Consider the following 17,927-nt stretch of genomic DNA (forward strand, 5'->3'; position numbering starts at 1 on the left):
AACGAAATGCACCAATTGTAACGAGAAGTTTATTTGAATTAATTGACAAGAATGACGAAAAACATATGGATCAACTAAAAAATCTTCCCAATTTGTCGAAATGGCCAAGTGATTGTGCGACCTATTTTTCTAAAGAAAAGAGATTTCTTATGATAAACAACTTCACCTAAAAGAACATCTCCAGTTTCTGTTTTTATATTTTGACACACAGAAGGGTTTGTAAAAGTAAATTCTTTAATTCCAAAACTACCATATTCTAATGTATAAGAATCTTGGTTTTTCGGAACTTTTATTTTAAACTCACCATTTTCATTTGTATATACAATATTTTTCGAATTTTTAAGGTTCACAGGAATATCATATTCTGGAAAACCATTACCATCATTAATAATTCCTTGTACAATAATCGAATCATTTTCGGTTTGTGCTTTTGTGATAGTTGAAAAACTTAAAAATCCAACTAAAGAAGAAAGTTGCAACCATCTTTTGGATTGATTAGAAATAGATTTTGAAGCTTCGTACGAATTAAATTGTTTTAAATTTCTGGTTTTAATTTTTACACAAGCGGCAGGATTATCATTCAGAAAAGTTTTTAATTCTTTGAATGAATAATGATCCAAATCGTGAACACATTTAGAACAAACATCACAAAACTTTTATTGCGAATCTGCATCCTTCATTTCGTCCCAATTCTGATTACATTTTTTATCAATTTGTAACTGCATAAAAATCTACTTTGTAATAAAATTAAACTTTTTTCGAAAATTTTTCAAACCTCAACCAACCTTTTTGCAAAAAGATGAATCTATAAAGAAAAAGATTCATTAACCTTAGATTATATTGATATGAGTAACAAAGCTTTTTTAGACATTCTTTTCGAAAATCGAAACAAAGAATATGGTGCTTATCAACTGAGACAAGTTGCAAGCCAAGATTTGATGAAATCTCTTTTTGTAGGGATTGGTATTGTTGCATTAATTACTGGTGGAACTATTTATGCAAATAATAGAACAATGAATAATGAAATAACAAAAAAAGGTGATGGTGTAATTGTTATTTTAGATGATGTAACTCCTCCTCCTCCCGATAAAAAAGTTGAAGAAGTTGTTCCTCCAAAAGAAGATCCACCGATGGAAGAAAAAACAATTCAATTGAAAACAGATCAGGCGAAACACATTATTCCGACTCCAACAGAAAGTCCGAAAATTGAAGAAACTATAAAATCTGTTGACGAACTGAAAAAAGTAGATTTAGGTCTTTTTAATAGAGATGGAGATCCTTCTAAAGGTCAAGTTGGCGGTGGTGAAGAAAGTCCTGAAGGAAATAAAATAGGTAAACAAAATACGGACATTCCAGAAGGACCAAAAACTCTAGAACTTAAAAAACCTGATGTTGCAATTACAGCGAAAAATGCTGCGGTAATGGCTATTTATCCGGGTTGTGAAAGCGAAAGCAAAAAAGGAAATGCTGCATTGACAAAATGTATGAGTGATAAAATCTCGAAAGAGTTGGGTGGAGAATTAAGTGATTTTGCCGAAACTGCTTCTCTGAAAAACCTAGGCACAGCCGTTGCTAAAATGCAATTTATTGTGAACAAAAATGGAGAAATATCGCAAGTAAAACCATTGAGCGGAAGTAATCAAGATTTAGGGAAAGAAGCTAAATCTGCGTTGGAGCGAATTAATAAACAAATTCTAAGAAAAGGTAAAAAAATAACGCCTGCAAAATTAGAAGATGGTTCTGATGCAAATTTAATTTTCTCAATTCCGGTTAGATTTCAAACAAACGAATAATTAATAATACTTTTCTTTCTGAAACCATTGCATTCATTTTTTTGAGTGTGATGGTTTCTATTGTTTAAGAAATTGAATATCTATTCAGAAAAAGTTCCTTTAAATGCATATTTGTCGTATAAAATTTAAGTTTTAAGTCAATCTTAACACAATAAAATTGTAACTTCGTCGCGAATTATGAATAAGAATATTGTTTACGGATTGATTGGTTTCGGTTATTTTTTGATCGGAATTTTTACTTGGAAATATCAGTTTTTCATCATCAAATTAGATGAAACAAAAGCGATGTTATTGGGTATTTTATTTATTGTTTATGGCGCTTTTCGTGTTTATCGCGGTATAAAATCTTATAAAAATGATCAAGAAAATTAGTTTACTTTCACTTTCGGCCTTTCTTATTTTTTCTACTTTTAGTTGTAAAGACAAGGAAAAACCAACAAAAGCAGAACAAAAAACTGCTGTAAAGCGCGCTTTGCACGAATATGGAGATTTGCCAATGACGGTAGATCCAAGTTTTAAAAATTTAGCGCAGTCGTTGGCAGATATGTACATGGTTGATTATCCAGATGTGAAAATTACGATTAACGAAGAAATTGAAGAAAAAGCAATCAAAGATTTTTACGAAGGTAAAATCCCTCTGTTAATGGTAAGTAAACCGCTTACAAAAGCACAACAACAACATTTATTCAACAAAACAACAACCAAATATATTTCGTCTGTAATTGCTTTGGACGCTACAGTTTTTATTACTTCTGTTGATAATCCAATCAATTCTATTACGGTAAATAATATTAAGGACAATTTATACAAAAAAGATCCGAAAATAACGTTTGTTTACGATCATCCAAACTCAGCGAATTTCAATACAATAAATGATAAACTAAAATTATCTGTAGAAAATGGAGCGAAAGTAACAGCGATGGGTGATGCTGAAAAAGTGATTGACTTTGTGCAAAAAGATAAAACTGCAATCGGAATTATTGGATTAAATATTTTGAGTGACAAAGGAAATCCAAAAGTTGAAGAATATCTTAAAAAGGTAAAAATATTATCAATTGCAGATGATAAAGGAAATTTAGCATTGCCAACTATTCCGAATTTGAAATATGGTGTTTATCCTTTTTATCGTCAAATTTATATTTTGAAAAATGAAGTTGGTTTCGGAATTGGAGCTGGTTTCACAAGGTTTGCAGGTTCGCAACGTGGACAAAAAATTGTAACACGCGAAAGTCTTCAACCTTATTATATTTATAAACGTGAAGTTCAAATTAATAATCTAGAACAACCCTTACAATAAAAACAGAAAACCTTCCGAAATGGAAGGTTTTTTTGTTATTAAAACGAATATTAAAATCGTAATTTATAAATTTTATAATCATCAATTTATGGTGAAAAATTCTTATATAATTCTTTTCATTAATCAAATCTTGCTCCCCACGGATTTTGCAAATCGAACCCTAAACTAAATAACATTCCGTTCTTGCGACCATCAACTTGATAATCTGACAAGCCAATATCGTAAGAAATTCCAGCTTTTAAAGAACCAACTTTAAACTTTAGAATTGGAGAAACAAACAACGGATTGCTATTTTTAGAATCCATTCCTTGCTTGTACCCTACTCCAATGTCTACACCTTGATTATTGTCTCCAAAACCAATATGCGACATCAAATTGATATCCAAATGACGCTCCGAATTCGAGTTCAAATTATACACCAAAGAAGGTTCTAACGCAATTCCTTCGGAAACGTTCCATTTATATCCAACATTGAAATAATACCACGTTGGCAAAGGTTCTACATTGTTAATATAATACACATTTTGGCTCAATGGAATATCCAAAACCGACACTCCTGCAGAGAAACCAGCATATTTGAAAGACAATCCCAAATTCGCAAAATAAGTAGAATATTTATCTTCTTGTAAAGCAGGATCATTTGGATCTTCCGCAATAATTTTTGAATAATCAAAACGTTGCGAAACATTAGAAGCTCCAACTCCAAACGAAAAAACATTGATTTCGTTTCCATCATAACTTCTGTCATCAATAGGAATGTGATAAGCCGCATTAATTCCGAAACCAGTCATCTTAACTGCTCCATTTCTATCGTTGAAAAATTGCATTCCCAACGCCAAACGATCTACAATAATTCCGTGAGCACTTACCGTTTGTGTACTTGGACTTTCAGGTAAATCGTCCCACTGATTGCGATGCGTTCCTGTTATAGAAATCACATTCGGGTCTTGTCCTGCGTACGATGGATTGATTAACATTCTATCGCTCACCAAATAATGATTGTAAAACGGTAACCCTTGTTGTGCTTCTATTTTCGAAAGTGAAAATAGTGTTAATATGAATAGTGTTATTTTTTTCATAAATATTTTTCAATCAATTATTTGATTTTACGTTTTACTAATATACTTCCAGAATATAAAACTTGCAAATCATCTGATTGCTTCGAGAATTCTAACAAATACCAATATGTCCCATCTGCAACAGGTTTACCATTTAGCGTTCCGTCCCATTTTATAATATCTGTTCCTTCTTGTGTCAATATCTGTTTTCCGTAACGGTCAAAAATAATCAATTTGTACGAATTTGATGTATCGGTAACTTTACCATCTTTTGTCATTGGTTGCCAAATATCATTAAAACCATCATTATTTGGTGTTACAACATTTGGTAAAGCAAGGTAAATAACATTTTTACGCTCCGAAACTCCACAATTATTCAATCTTACTCTTACTGTAAAATTATTATTTTTGATATTATCTGGAATAATTAATTCATTCTTTGTTTGCCAATCTACAATTACTTTTCCATCAGAATCAAACAACGCATATTCTAACTTTCCATTTCCTTTTGCAGAAACAATTATACTTTTTTCGTTGATTGTAATTTTATCAATTGTAGGCAATACTGAAAGAGAAACAACTAACGTTTTAACAATAGAACAACCCGATAATTTATCTTCAATTGTAATTTTATAATTACCTGCATCAAGCTCAAAAATATATGTTCCTAAAATTCTAGTTCCATCTTCTTTTTCTACCTCATAATAATACTTATCGTAATCTGTTTGAGTTGTAAAATCTAAATTGTACAAGTCTCCTGAACAAACTTCTCCAGTTGGTGAAACTGTTATTGTTGGCAAAGTATTTATTTTGTAATAAAACTTAATCGTTGCAATACCACAATAATTTGGATCATTAAAAACAACCTCAACAAAATCGTTATTAGACGTAAATTTTGCATAAATTTCGTCAACAGAAGATTGCGTAACTAAAGTTGGATAGTTTAATTTGATATAATCTAAAACAGATTGAATTTGATTTTTTGCAGTAGTAGGATTATCTTCACAATAAATGATTTCATGATCTTGTGTATGCATTTCTACAGCAAGAACATCAACAATTAAATCTTGTTTTTCATTGATAATAATTTCTTTTTCAACAAAACACGAATTGTCTAATTTATTTTTAAAACGAACTTTAATCGTTGCTTTTCCACCTACAAAAATTAATGGCGTTGAATTATTATGCAAAATTTCGGAGTCATAATCTATGATAGAATTTGCTCCAAACAAATTACTTAATACTTTAGCGTCTATTGTAATTTTATCATCACAATCCGCTTGTAATTCACCTATTGCTTCTCTAACATTTGGTTTTGTAATAACTTGCAATTTCAATGTCATTTCCTCTGACCAACAAGGTTCTCCATTTATTTTTACTTGAAAAGTAATTGTCTTCGACTGATTATCTACAAGAAATTCATCTATAATTCCATTAAAAGTAATATCTGTTCTACCAAAATATTTTTTTAGATAACTCTCTATATCAGCTTTCGCAAACATATAACCTGCTCCTACTTCAGCACATGTAGAATTTAAAGTTGGAATATTATCAACTTTTATAAAAGTTGATTCATCCAAAGAAAAATTTAACTCAACATCTGTATCACAAATTGTATTTCCATTATCAACCGCCAAAGCTTTTACGATGATTTTACCATTCATTTTTTCTTTAAGATATTCATATAAATCTGACATTTGAGCTTCAGTCCCATCCATCAAATAATATCTCAAATTATAATTGTTTCCATTTTGAATTCTATTTACTGCTATTCCAATTTGAGTTGGCGTAAACGCAGGATCATTTATACAGAAATCTTTAATTTCAGTTCCAACAATAGTTGCAGGTTGAGTTTTAGTAACTACGAAATTAACTTCATCACTTTCGCAACCTCCTCCTGTTCTTGATTTTATTTTAACTTTATACGTTAAAGTTGTAGTAATTGCAGTTGGTTGTCCATCAGAAATCGGTAAACCGCCTAAGGTTACAATTAAATCAAAAGCATTTTTATCTTTTCCCAACTTAGAATAAATTCGATCAAAATTTATTTTATAAGAAGAATCACAAGTTGTATCATAAATATCTCCACTCAAAGTTGGTTTTCCTTGAGCTAAAGGAATTGAAACTTCATTAGAATCTATAGGACAACCAACACTGTAATGAACTTTTATTTTCATCGAAGTTGTTTGACCTACTGTTAAATTTACAGTTTGTCCAGGTGTATAATTTGTTCCATCTATAACAATTGAAGAAATCGAATAATTTCCATCTACAACATCAAAAAGTTTCGTCAATAAATCTATTTGACTTGGAATTGTATAAGTTGGTGTACATGCATATTCTGTTTCAATATTACTTTTAAAATTAAATTGATATTCTGGAATAAAAGCTATCGGAATTGTATAAATATATTTTAAAGCTCCTGAAGCATCTCTTACTTGTGCGTAAATGACAGTATCTGAACTTATACTAGTTCCAATCGGGATCTCGGTATTAAATGTATTATCTGTAAATAATTTTATATCATTATAGCCAGAATCACTTTGTATAGCATTATAAATTTGACTTGCTGTATAAGATTGACCAAAACATAAATTATTAAAAGTTGTTAGATTCTTCTCTTTAGCAACATTTACTTTTATATCAAAAGTATCCGTATTATTTATTCCATAAACTGCTATTACAACTGTTTCATCTTTTTTTAATAATTCTGAGCCATTAAATGAATTTACATAACCATTACCATTTTCATATTCACACCTATCACTTTCTCCGTCTTTCATTCCTTTTATCAGTTTTGTTTTATCATAAACTGATCTGTCTGCAGGAATTGTTCCTCCTTTATCAAAAATAGCTGTTGGTTGTTTATCTGAAGATAGTTTCCAAACTATAAAATTAAAATCAGGTTCATTAGAAATTAAATCAAAAGCAAAAACCAGATCAAATCCAGCCTTAAAAGAAAAGTACTTATAAGATGTACTAAATTGAAATCCACATCCGGGCGGTGTTGTTGCTGCAAAAACCTGTGTATTATTATCTAAAGTTTGTCCTGTAAAAGTAAAACCACCTGTTAACGGCTTAATATTAGGTTGCCCCCAAACAATCCCACTAATCATCAACAATAAAAAGTAAAATATCTTTTTCATACGTCTTTCGTCAACTATTTTTAGAATAACGCAATTTACTTTAGAATATTCTATCAACCATAATGTTTCTAATTTTCGTGAGATAAACTATCTTTGCAACCTGAAAATTTGATTAAGATGTCTTTAGAACAAGAAATAAATAAAAGAAAAACCTTTGGAATTATCGCCCATCCCGATGCTGGTAAAACAACTTTAACAGAGAAGTTATTACTTTTTGGAGGCGCAATTCAAGAAGCTGGTGCCGTAAAAAGTAACAAAATTAAAAAAGGAGCAACTTCCGATTTTATGGAAATTGAACGCCAACGTGGTATTTCGGTTGCTACTTCAGTTTTAGCATTCGAATATAAAGGAAAAAAGATTAATATCTTAGATACGCCTGGTCACAAGGATTTCGCCGAAGACACTTTCCGTACCCTAACTGCCGTAGATTCTGCGATTGTGGTAATCGACGTTGCAAAAGGGGTTGAGGAACAAACAATCAAATTGGTAGAAGTTTGTCGTATGCGCAAAATTCCGATGTTGGTTTTCATTAACAAAATGGACCGCGAAGGAAAAGATGCGTTTGATTTAATGGACGAAGTAGAACAAAAACTAGACTTACAAGTTACACCACTTTCTTGGCCGATTGGTATTGGAGCAACTTTCAAAGGAATTTATAATATTTGGGAGAAAAACATCAATATTTTTTCTGGAGATAATAAACAAAAAATTTCTGAAACAACGAAAGTTGAGGATTTATCAAGTCCAGATTTAGACACATTAATTGGAACAACTTACGCCGAAAATCTTCGTAATGAGATTGATTTGATTGATGGAGTTTATCCAGAATTTGATATGCAAGAATATATGGACGGAAATTTACAACCTGTATTTTTTGGTTCTGCTCTTAATAATTTTGGTGTTCGCGAGTTGTTAGACGCATTCGTTGATATCGCTCCAACGCCTCAATCTAAAGAAACAGATTTGAGAATTGTCGAACCTTACGAAAATAAATTTTCTGGCTTCGTGTTCAAAATTCACGCAAATATGGATCCTAAGCACCGTGACCGTTTAGCGTTTATCAAAATCGTTTCTGGAAAATTTGAGCGTAACACAAATTACTTCCATGTTCGTCAAGGTAAAAACATGAAATTTGCTGCGCCAAATGCTTTCTTTGCTGATAAAAAAGAAGTGGTTGACGAATCTTTTGCAGGTGATATTGTTGGTTTACACGATACAGGAAACTTTAGAATTGGTGATACATTGACAGAAGGTGAAAAATTCTCTTTCAAAGGAATTCCAGCTTTCTCGCCAGAACATTTCCGTTACATTAACAATGCTGATCCAATGAAAGCAAAACAATTAGAAAAAGGAATTGATCAATTAATGGACGAAGGTGTTGCGCAGTTATTTACATTAGAAATGAATAATCGTAAAGTTATTGGAACGGTTGGTGCGCTACAATACGAGGTTATTCAATATCGTTTGGAGCACGAATATGGTGCAAAAGCAACGTACGAACCTTTCTCTGTTCACAAAGCGTGTTGGGTAGAGGTTGAAGATGAAAAATCAGAAGAATTCTTAGAATTCAAACGTGTTAAACAACGTTATTTAGCAAGAGATAAATTCAATCAATTGGTATTTTTAGCTGATTCTGCTTTTACAATACAAATGACACAAGACAAATTTCCATCAGTGAAATTGCATTTTGTAAGTGAGTTTTAAATTTTGGTCAGATAATTGAATTAAGGACTAAAATATTTTTTAGAAAAAATCTTAATGAAAAAGATCATATTAAGTTTAACATTGATTTCAGCGTTTGTAGTAAATGCAAAAGCACAAGATTTACAATCAATTTTTGGAACATTAAAAAAAGAAGTCGAAAAAGTAAATACTCAACCGACAACGCAAAATAATTCAACTGTAAAAGTTGTAAATAGTTCAACTGAATCTAAAACAATTTCTGCTGAATCTTTAACAAAGTTAAATGGATTATCTAACGCAACAGTTGCTTCTGGATTGAAAGAAGCTTTGTCATTAGGATTAACGGACGGAATAAAATCATTGGGTCAAAAGAATGGTTTTTACAATAATTCAGTTGCGAAAATCTTGATGCCAGAAGAATTACAAAATGTAGAAAAAACTTTGCGTTCTTTGGGTATGGGAAGTTTGGCAGATAAAGGAATCAAACTATTGAATTCTGCTGCTGAAGATGCTGTTTCTGAAGCTGCTCCTATTTTCGTAAATGCAGTAACATCGATGACTATTACAGATGCGAAAGATATTTTAGTAGGAGGAAATAATTCGGCTACAAATTATTTAAAACTAAAAACAACATCTGATTTAACAAAGGCTTTTCAACCAAAAGTGGAAGCTTCTTTGGGAAAAGTTGGTGCGGATAAAGTTTGGAATAATTTGATTACAAAATACAATACGTTAACTGGAAACCAAATTGATCCAAATCTGAATGCATATGTAACACAACAAACAATAAATGGTGTGTTTAACATGGTTGCAGAAAAAGAAGAAGGAATTCGTGGAAATAAAGCATTGCGTACAACATCATTGTTACAGCAGGTTTTTGGAGCACAAGATAGTAAAAAGTAAGATACTTCTATTTAATAAAAAAAAGACTCGCTACAAATTGTAGCGAGTCTTTTTGGTTAACTCTTCTTCAACAACAACTTCTGAAATTCTTTTCCAATAAAAGGATTAATAATATGTTGAAAGCCTTTTTGTAAAGTAAAAACTGTAATTGTTGCATTAGTTTCTGGCGAATAAATAACATCTGTTCCCCACCAACCACCGTGATAATAAGCGTTAAAACCTAGATCAAAGTGATAAATTCCTAAACAATATTTAGATTGATCCGGAGGTAAAACATAGGTCGACATCGAATCCAAAATTTGTTTATTCTGAATAATTTCGCCATCAAACAAATACTGAAAAAATAAAGCCGATTCTTTAGCCGTCGAAGCTATTCCTCCACCTCCGTACAAATCCCAAGATGGATTCAAATCATACGAATCCCACTTATATTTATCTGAATATTGATGTGCAAGTGGAAGTGTTTGTTGCGGATATTTCTCCAAATCGATAAACCATGTTTTTGTCAAACCTAATTCTTTATACTTTAACAAATCTCGTATTGCTTTATAAAAAGGTTGATGCGTTTTTTGCTCAATAATTTCTGCTAAAAGCAAATAATTGATATCACCATAACTAAACTTTTCTCCAACTTTTTGCGGACTTCCAATTTCCATTGCACGCTTGATTTGTTCCGCCTTCGTCCATTTATATTGCGGACTCTGATTCACTAATTCAAAATAAGCATCATCTACATAATCCTGTATTCCAGAAGTATGAGACAACAAACGTTTGACAGTTATCGTATTCAAATCATAACCATCTTTTTCGAGCAATTGACGAGTCTTCTTAGACAATAAATTCTTGATTGGTTGATTGAGTGTAACTTGAGCTTTTTCTACCAAACGTAAAATTGCAGCAGCTACATAAGGTTTGGTATTACTTGCGATTAAAACTGGTTGTTGATGTTTTAAAATTTCATTCGTTTTAATATCCGAAACTCCTTTTGCATAACTCCACGAAATATTTTGTTTTGGCGCTTCAACATGAACAATAATTCCAACAGCATCTTTATTTTTCTCGTAAATCGAATCTATTTTAGATTGAAAAATGGTTTGCAGCTGCGCAACTCCAAAAAATGGAATGAATATAATACTGAGTAGAAGTGTTTTCTTCATATAATAAATTATTTATTTTGAAATCGTTTTTTATGAAATCCAAGTCCGCTTAATTTTTACAATTTTCCATTCATTATCTATTTTCTTAATCCATATATCATAACCTTGTCCACAAAGTTTCCCGCATATTACGCCTATTTGCAAAAAACCTACTGTTTTAATATCATTAAAAAAGATTCTTCTTAAACTAATTTCTACATCAAGATTTTTAAGATCTTCATATTCATCCCAAGTCTTATAATCTTTAAAAGCCTTTTCTAAATTTGGTAATTCACTTGCTTTAATTAATGTATTATTTGCTTTGATATTAGAATTATTGATGTTAATCACAAAATTTGAACTATCAGATTTCACCCAATTTGTTCTAAAATTTTTAAATATATTTTCATCAAAATCATCTTTTCTATATCCACTTACAGTATCATAAATAGCAATCAATCTTTTTTGATTTCTAATTTTTAACATCTCATTATTGTAATCATCTTTCTCTTTTTCAGTAACATTTTCTTGAAATTCTATTGGCTCAATATTTACAACGCAACTATCTATAATTTCATGAAATATTTGTGAATAAACTTCATTCTGAAAATTATCTGTATTAGATTTTTGAGTACAATTTACTAAAGTGAATAGTAAAAATGTAATGAATAAAATTTTCTTCATTTCATGTTATTTGATTTTAAAGATAAATAAAAATTGATTAAATATTAGTGAGATCCTAAAACGGGCTCAGGAAGCAAAAAAAGAGCTAAGATTACTCTAGCTCTTTTTAGATTTATTAATTTCAATTGATTATTTAATCTCAACACGAATTCCTTCGCTTTGCGCACTCAATTCTGGTGCATACATATTCTGCATTGATGTAATTCCGTTTGAGAAATTACCTGCATTATTCGCTTTCAAATCATATTCGAAAACGTAAGTTCCTTTTCTCATATAATCCGAAAAGAAGTTTGTAGCTGCATCGCGCGTACTTTCGTAATACCCAAATTCTCCTTTCCATTTGTAACCAGAAAGTACATTCACAGGCTCGAAACCACTTGCTCGCATATCTTTAATATGTACAAATTGCATGTTACGATCAACCGAAATCTCTAATCGAACAGTTACAATATCACCCACTTTTATTGGTGTTGACGGTGTAATTTCTTTCAGAATTGGACCATTTGCAGAATTCGATTTAACAAACAATTTCTTATTGAATTTGATTCCCGTTTCGGCAGATTTTATTTTATCTAAATCTTCAAAATATTGCCAATACATCGCTCCCCAAGCAACACCTGGAGAAGTTTTCGAAACTTCAACTTTACCCATTTCAGGTTTAATTTCTTCTTTGTTCCAAGAAGTTTTTACATAACCCGAACCAGATTGCGTATTGTTATCTAAATCAATTTTTTGATTTCCGATCTTCACTTCAATTCCTTTCTCTGCATCTATCCAAGATTTCCCGAAATTCATTAAAGCATAAACCGCTTTTGTCGTTGCTTTTGTCGAATTCCATTGATTTGTTTGACGATTTTTCAATAACCAAACTTTCATTTCTTCTACTGATTTCTCGTCTTTTGTAACTTCATCAAACGCTTCAATTAACAACGATTGTGTTTCTACAGGCGCTTGATACCAAAACCAACCCGGTTGATTTTCTTTCCAATACATACCCATTTCATCCGATTCTACTGCTTTTTCTTTGATTGAATTCACAACAATTTTAGCAGCAGATTGCATTTGGAAACGATTCATCACAATTGCAGCCATTGCTTTTTGTTGCAACGATAAATCAAGTTTTGTATCATTCAAATTCTTTAACATCGCTGTTTTCATTTCTTCCAACTCTTTCGACATCGGATAATCTTCTAAGAAGAAAGAACGCGCATATAAATAATGTAAACCATCTGAATATGTAACATCCTTGAATGATTTTTGATCTTTTTTGAACTCTTTGAAACGTTTTAAATTCTCATCATCAATAAACTGAATTGCTTTTTTGATTAATGGATTTACATCTATTTCAAATGCTTTGAAATTCACGTCCATTTTCTTCATATTTCCAAAACCAGAAACGATATGCGTTGTGATATATTCGTTTGGACGACCGCCATCAAACCAAGCGAAACCACCATTTGAGAGTTGTTTATCCGATAATTTTTGGAAAGCCGATTTCATTTCCGTTTGCATTTGATTCAATTGGAATAAAACCGCAATTTGTTTCATTTGCTCTTCTTCGCTTTCCGCATTTTTTACCCAAGGCGTTTCTTCTAAAATGATGTTTTTTAAGTCTTGGTTCAATTGTAATTTCGATTTCAATTCACCGTTTTTGTTCCAATCATCAAAAACAGCTTTAATTTTTGGATTCGAATTAATCACTTTCTCCGAAATCATATTTCCATATAAACGCGAGAACACTTGCTCAGCACATTCGTAAGGATATTCGCGCAAATAAGGCAACGAGAAAATCGCATACCAAATCGGATTCGTTGTCATCTCAAACGTTAATTTGAAATTATCCAAAGAAGTCAATTTATTGTTCATCATATTCTCAAATTGGAACGATTTCTTTTGACCTTCTTTCACATAAATCGGCAACGTTTCTGTTACCATCATGCGATTTGTCAAAATTGGTAAAGCCGATTCTTCTCCATCAGAAAAATCTCCAGCCGAAGCCACCACACGATAAACAACCGCTTGTACATTTTTCGGAACATCAATTGTCCACGTCACTTGATCCGAACTTCCTTTCGCAACAGAGAAATCCTGAACTGCATTTATCAATTTAAATTGCGCATCAATTGGTTGATTGGTAAACGCATCAAACAACATCAATTTCGCAGAACCATTTAATACTTTATCTGATAAATTATTAATCTTAGATGAAACCGAAATTTGATCACCTTCTCGTAAAAAACGTGGCATATTTGGCACAACCATCAAGTCTTTTTGGGTGCGAACATTTTGCTCTAAATAACCTGTTTTAAGGTCTGGTGTATACGCAATCGCCATGAATTTCCACTCTGTTAAACTTTCTGGCGTTGTAAATTCTATAATTACATTTCCTTTTGAATCTGTTTTAAGATTTGGATAAAAGAACGCTGTTTCATTTAAATTTGTACGCGCTTTTACATTATCTAAAGCTGCGTTTGCTCCTTTTTTAGTTGTAATTACCACTACTCCATTTGCTCCTCTTGCACCATATAAAGCTGTTGCTTCTCCTCCTTTCAATATATTCATAGACTGAATATCATCTGGATTAAGTTCTGGCATTTTATCATATACGATTCCGTCTATAACATAAAGTGCAAGTGAATTATCTGCTAAATAGTAATTAGCATTACCTCTAATTACAGTTGGAGCTTCTCCTGAATTTGAAGATTTTGCTACATAAGCAACTTCAGCATCAGCAGTTTCTACTTGAATACCTGCAACACTTCCCGCTAACTCATTTTCTACATTTGCACTTGGCGCAGCTACCGATTTCATCATCCTACGATTCATACGATATTGGTTAAATCCAAAATCAAATAAATTAAGGTCTAATCCTGCATATCCTCTTGCATAAAAATCATAATTTGTACGATAATAAATTGCGCGTGAAGAATTTGTTGAATAAAATTGATAGAGATTAAATGGATTATTTCTTCTTGAATTCGTAAAATTATATACATTAAAATCTAAAGAATTCGACGCAAATTGATCCAACGAAGCATCATACATACTTGCTAAAACCTCAGCCGAAACTTTGTCTTTATTTGGTCCTTCTATTTTTAATTGCCATTTTTCTTTTGCGCCTGGCGTCAATTTATCACGTAAAACTTCAGCCGTCACTTTCAGTTGTTTATTTGTAAATGGAATTGCCAAATTAAGACTTCCTGTTTGCACATCATTGAATTTCGTCATCGCATAATTCACATAAATTCCGCCACGATATTCTTCTTTGATAGGAATTTCAACAACCGATTTTTTACTCAAATCCAAGAAACCTTTCTCAATAATTGTTTGATTCGCCTCTACTTCATAATACACAAATGTATTTTTAGAACCCGATTTGAATTCAATTTTTGCAACATCTTTTGGTTGATAAGTTGATTGATTTGGCGAAACTGCTAAAAGCGTTTTGATTTCATTTGCTTTCTTTTCATTCGAAACATAAACCAATTTATCCACCTCAACTTTTTGTGTTCCATCCATCACAAAACCTTTGATGACATAATAACCCTCTTCTAAATTTGACGCTTGATTGAATTTTATTTCATCTGAAACTTTTGTATCAAAATCACTTTCGAAAACCTTTTGATTTGTTGTCCACGTTTTTGGATTCATTTCGTCACCATAAGGTTCATTCGGAAATATTTTTTTGAATTCTTCTTTCGAATAAATATTATAATCTGTTGTAAATTTTTGACGACGAACTATTTCTTTTGGTGCATTTAACGAATAAATTTCGACGTGTCCTTTTCCATCTAATTTTTCATCATTCAAGTTTTTCACTTCAACTTTGAAAGCTTTCAAATCGTCCGCTTTTGTTTTCTCTGAAACAGCCACATTCAACGACATTCTCGTATCACCAACTTTTACCGAAGAAGACTCAGACTGCGTTTCTCCATTGATATCTGTTGCATTTACTTCAATAAAATAATTGTAGGTTCTTACCTCATCTTTCTTTTTCTCCGAAGCTGGTTTTGCTACAAATTCAAAGTTAAATTTTCCTTCCGCATCTGTTGTTGTATCTCCAAACGTAATTTCTTCTCGTTCTCCACGACCTGCTGGAATTGAGCGATACCAAGGCCAAAATGTAAAAATTTCTTGACGATAAACACGATACGAAACTTTAGCATTATCGATATTAGCACCAGAAAAAGCAATCGCCTTTCCTTCTACTTTTACCTTGTCGTTTAAACTATAAACACCTTTATTTTTCTCTATTTCTACTTTGAATTTTGGACGTTTATATTCTTCCACTTTGAATGAATAATAACCGTCTTCATTAATAGCTCTGATCGAAAAGTTACCTGTTAAAGCAGAACTTGGCAAAATAAAACTTCCATTTACAGATCCAAATTCATTAGTTGTTAAATCTATTTTAGAAAGCTCTTTATTGTTAACATCATATAAAGCAATCGTCAATTTAGAATTTGGAATGATATTTCGAGTTTTATCTTTCGATAAATAATAAATTCCTTTGAAATAAACCGTTTGTCCAGGACGATAAATCGCACGATCTGTGAAAATCTTGACAGAAGAATCATCATCTTCATCATCACGATCATAATCGTAGTAATACGTTGAATAAATAGTATGTTCGTCTTTCACACGATATTGAAGATTTCTCCAGCCCGAAGGAATTGTTATTATTCCATCTTTATCCGATGTTAAAGTTTTTGTTTCCTTTTTATTATAATTTGTCAAATTAGAAAACTCAACCGCAACATTACTTTCTGGTTTTCCAGTTTCACGATTCACAACCGACAATTTATCATTTAAAGAATTTATCGCATATTTCGAAACCATTACATCTAAATAATCAATATCGTCTTTTGTGTTGATTCTGAATTCAGAATTATTCGAAAATAGGACAATATAACGACCAGATTTTAGTGGATTTAATTTAACAATTGTCGAATGATTTTGATAATCTTCAAACGATTTAACATCAATTGCATATTGATCAACAACTTGTAAACTATTCAGAAATTTTTGCGCTTCTGCAATTTTATTTTCGTTGTAAACATTTAACGCTTGTACTTTATCTTTTCCATCAAAACCTTCATTATAAGCGAAAATTCTCACAAAAACTTGCGACAAATTTTTATGCGTTAATTGAATTGGTGTATTCTGATTTTCATTAATATATCGCTCTGCTTGTACACTTAATTCTTGCGATTTTATCTTCGAAACTAAATTATTTATATTCTCTAATTCCTCCGAATTTGGATAAAGCTTCGCAACTTTTTGTTGTAGTTCAAAAATCTTATTTACGTTCGCCAATTTATCTTCTTGCAAACCATAATAATCTGTCGCTAAAGTTGCATACACATAAGACGAATACCAGGCTTTTGGATATTTTGTTGCTAAAGATTCTTTTTGTTTAATAATTTCTTGAACCGAAGTCGAACCGCGGTTTGAATCAATTAAAATCAATTCATTGTACAAAACAGCATTTTCGTTATTCTTTTGTTTATTAATCTCAACTAAATCAGAAAGCAATTGATTTGCTTTATCTTTTTCATCATTCTCATTCAGATAATTGATATAATTTCTTGCTAAAACATCATACAATGTTGGCGTTAAATCAAATTGTTGTTGCGCATTTTTCTTATCATTTGCAATATTCAAAATCATTTTATAATCTTGAGATTTTGCATTTATTAATTCATTTTTTGGTTGAATTGATTTCGAAAAATAATCATTAATTGTTTTCTTAAAAGTATCTTCTGTCCAAAATCTCACATCATTTGTAGCTTGATTTTCGACATTTGTACGACTATTGATTTTCCAACGATTTTCGTTGTAATACAATTGATATAACTCAGCTAAATATGAATAAACAATCGCATTATTTACAATTGATTTTTCATCTAAATCCTTTTTAAACAAATCAAAAACGAAGTTTACATCATCTGTTTCATCAGAAGTTGCAACTTTTATTTTTGCTTCATAAAACAAAGCTTTCAGATAACTTTGTTGATTATTTTGCTTTTTTGATAACGTTTTAAGTTCATCAATTTTTGGTTGGATAGATTTGAATTGACCATTTTGCATTTGCTGGTCAATTTCTTTCCACTTTTGATCAATCGTTGGGGATTGAGCCATAAGCATCGAATTGGTTAAAATTAATAATAAAAACAGTAGCTGTTTCATAGATTCTTTCTTTTATCAGTAGATGCAAGTTACGGAAA

Annotated in this window: 11 protein-coding genes; 5 read left to right on the top strand and 6 right to left on the bottom strand. The window is 31.3% G+C overall.

The window, feature by feature from the left end; translation table 11 throughout:
- Positions 1-74: 74 nt before the first annotated feature.
- Entirely contained in the window at positions 75-620 is a 546-nt protein-coding gene (locus B3R94_RS00425; RefSeq protein WP_291097860.1) for a hypothetical protein, read from the bottom strand.
- A gap of 225 nt (positions 621-845) precedes the next feature.
- On the opposite strand from B3R94_RS00425, the gene B3R94_RS00430 reads away from it, so the two are divergent.
- The 3 genes from B3R94_RS00430 to B3R94_RS00440 all read left to right on the top strand — a co-directional run bounded on the left by B3R94_RS00430 (position 846) and on the right by B3R94_RS00440 (position 3,090).
- Positions 846-1,793, top strand: a complete 948-nt coding sequence (locus tag B3R94_RS00430) for a hypothetical protein (protein WP_280048963.1) — start codon at positions 846-848, stop codon at positions 1,791-1,793.
- Between the two features lie 177 nt (positions 1,794-1,970).
- Positions 1,971-2,165: a hypothetical protein gene (locus B3R94_RS00435; protein WP_038333573.1), complete on the top strand. Its 195-nt coding sequence runs from the start codon at positions 1,971-1,973 to the stop codon at positions 2,163-2,165.
- Positions 2,149-3,090, top strand: a complete 942-nt coding sequence (locus B3R94_RS00440; RefSeq protein WP_280037651.1) for a PstS family phosphate ABC transporter substrate-binding protein — start codon at positions 2,149-2,151, stop codon at positions 3,088-3,090. Before B3R94_RS00435 ends, B3R94_RS00440 begins: the two co-directional genes overlap by 17 nt.
- A gap of 119 nt (positions 3,091-3,209) precedes the next feature.
- Here the strand turns inward: B3R94_RS00440 and B3R94_RS00445 are convergent, their stop codons facing one another.
- The gene (locus B3R94_RS00445) at positions 3,210-4,169 is read right to left on the bottom strand and encodes a PorP/SprF family type IX secretion system membrane protein (protein ID WP_291097864.1); all 960 of its coding nucleotides are present in this window, start codon (positions 4,167-4,169) and stop codon (positions 3,210-3,212) included.
- A gap of 17 nt (positions 4,170-4,186) precedes the next feature.
- Positions 4,187-7,294, bottom strand: coding sequence for a T9SS type B sorting domain-containing protein (locus B3R94_RS00450; RefSeq protein ID WP_291097867.1), 3,108 nt, complete (start codon positions 7,292-7,294; stop codon positions 4,187-4,189).
- Between the two features lie 117 nt (positions 7,295-7,411).
- Between B3R94_RS00450 and B3R94_RS00455 the strand changes: the two genes are divergently transcribed.
- Both B3R94_RS00455 and B3R94_RS00460 read left to right on the top strand, forming a co-directional pair.
- Positions 7,412-8,998, top strand: coding sequence for a peptide chain release factor 3 (locus B3R94_RS00455; protein ID WP_038333563.1), 1,587 nt, complete (start codon positions 7,412-7,414; stop codon positions 8,996-8,998).
- A 54-nt stretch (positions 8,999-9,052) separates the two neighbouring features.
- The gene (locus B3R94_RS00460) at positions 9,053-9,880 is read left to right on the top strand and encodes a DUF4197 domain-containing protein (RefSeq protein ID WP_291097870.1); all 828 of its coding nucleotides are present in this window, start codon (positions 9,053-9,055) and stop codon (positions 9,878-9,880) included.
- Between the two features lie 56 nt (positions 9,881-9,936).
- Here B3R94_RS00460 and B3R94_RS00465 read toward each other — a convergent pair whose 3' ends face one another.
- The 3 genes from B3R94_RS00465 to B3R94_RS00475 all read right to left on the bottom strand — a co-directional run bounded on the left by B3R94_RS00465 (position 9,937) and on the right by B3R94_RS00475 (position 17,889).
- Positions 9,937-11,037, bottom strand: coding sequence for a serine hydrolase domain-containing protein (locus tag B3R94_RS00465; protein ID WP_291097873.1), 1,101 nt, complete (start codon positions 11,035-11,037; stop codon positions 9,937-9,939).
- 30 nt (positions 11,038-11,067) lie between these two features.
- Positions 11,068-11,700, bottom strand: coding sequence for a hypothetical protein (locus B3R94_RS00470; RefSeq protein ID WP_291097876.1), 633 nt, complete (start codon positions 11,698-11,700; stop codon positions 11,068-11,070).
- A gap of 129 nt (positions 11,701-11,829) precedes the next feature.
- Positions 11,830-17,889 carry an alpha-2-macroglobulin family protein gene (locus B3R94_RS00475; protein ID WP_291097879.1) on the bottom strand — a complete coding sequence of 2,020 codons (6,060 nt, stop codon included), beginning with the start codon at positions 17,887-17,889 and terminating at the stop codon, positions 11,830-11,832.
- Positions 17,890-17,927: the final 38 nt, after the last annotated feature.

This window comes from Empedobacter sp. UBA7611, assembly GCF_002484365.1.
GTDB classification, from domain to species: domain Bacteria; phylum Bacteroidota; class Bacteroidia; order Flavobacteriales; family Weeksellaceae; genus Empedobacter; species Empedobacter falsenii_B.

Excerpts from the sequence above, each read along its gene's own strand:
- B3R94_RS00430 (WP_280048963.1), top strand. The coding sequence starts at position 846 with ATGAGTAACAAAGCTTTTTTAGACATTCTTTTCGAAAATCGAAACAAA.
- B3R94_RS00435 (WP_038333573.1), top strand. The coding sequence starts at position 1,971 with ATGAATAAGAATATTGTTTACGGATTGATTGGTTTCGGTTATTTTTTG.
- B3R94_RS00440 (WP_280037651.1), top strand. The coding sequence starts at position 2,149 with ATGATCAAGAAAATTAGTTTACTTTCACTTTCGGCCTTTCTTATTTTT.
- B3R94_RS00445 (WP_291097864.1), bottom strand. The coding sequence starts at position 4,169 with ATGAAAAAAATAACACTATTCATATTAACACTATTTTCACTTTCGAAA.
- B3R94_RS00450 (WP_291097867.1), bottom strand. The coding sequence starts at position 7,294 with ATGAAAAAGATATTTTACTTTTTATTGTTGATGATTAGTGGGATTGTT.
- B3R94_RS00455 (WP_038333563.1), top strand. The coding sequence starts at position 7,412 with ATGTCTTTAGAACAAGAAATAAATAAAAGAAAAACCTTTGGAATTATC.
- B3R94_RS00460 (WP_291097870.1), top strand. The coding sequence starts at position 9,053 with ATGAAAAAGATCATATTAAGTTTAACATTGATTTCAGCGTTTGTAGTA.
- B3R94_RS00465 (WP_291097873.1), bottom strand. The coding sequence starts at position 11,037 with ATGAAGAAAACACTTCTACTCAGTATTATATTCATTCCATTTTTTGGA.
- B3R94_RS00470 (WP_291097876.1), bottom strand. The coding sequence starts at position 11,700 with ATGAAGAAAATTTTATTCATTACATTTTTACTATTCACTTTAGTAAAT.
- B3R94_RS00475 (WP_291097879.1), bottom strand. The coding sequence starts at position 17,889 with ATGAAACAGCTACTGTTTTTATTATTAATTTTAACCAATTCGATGCTT.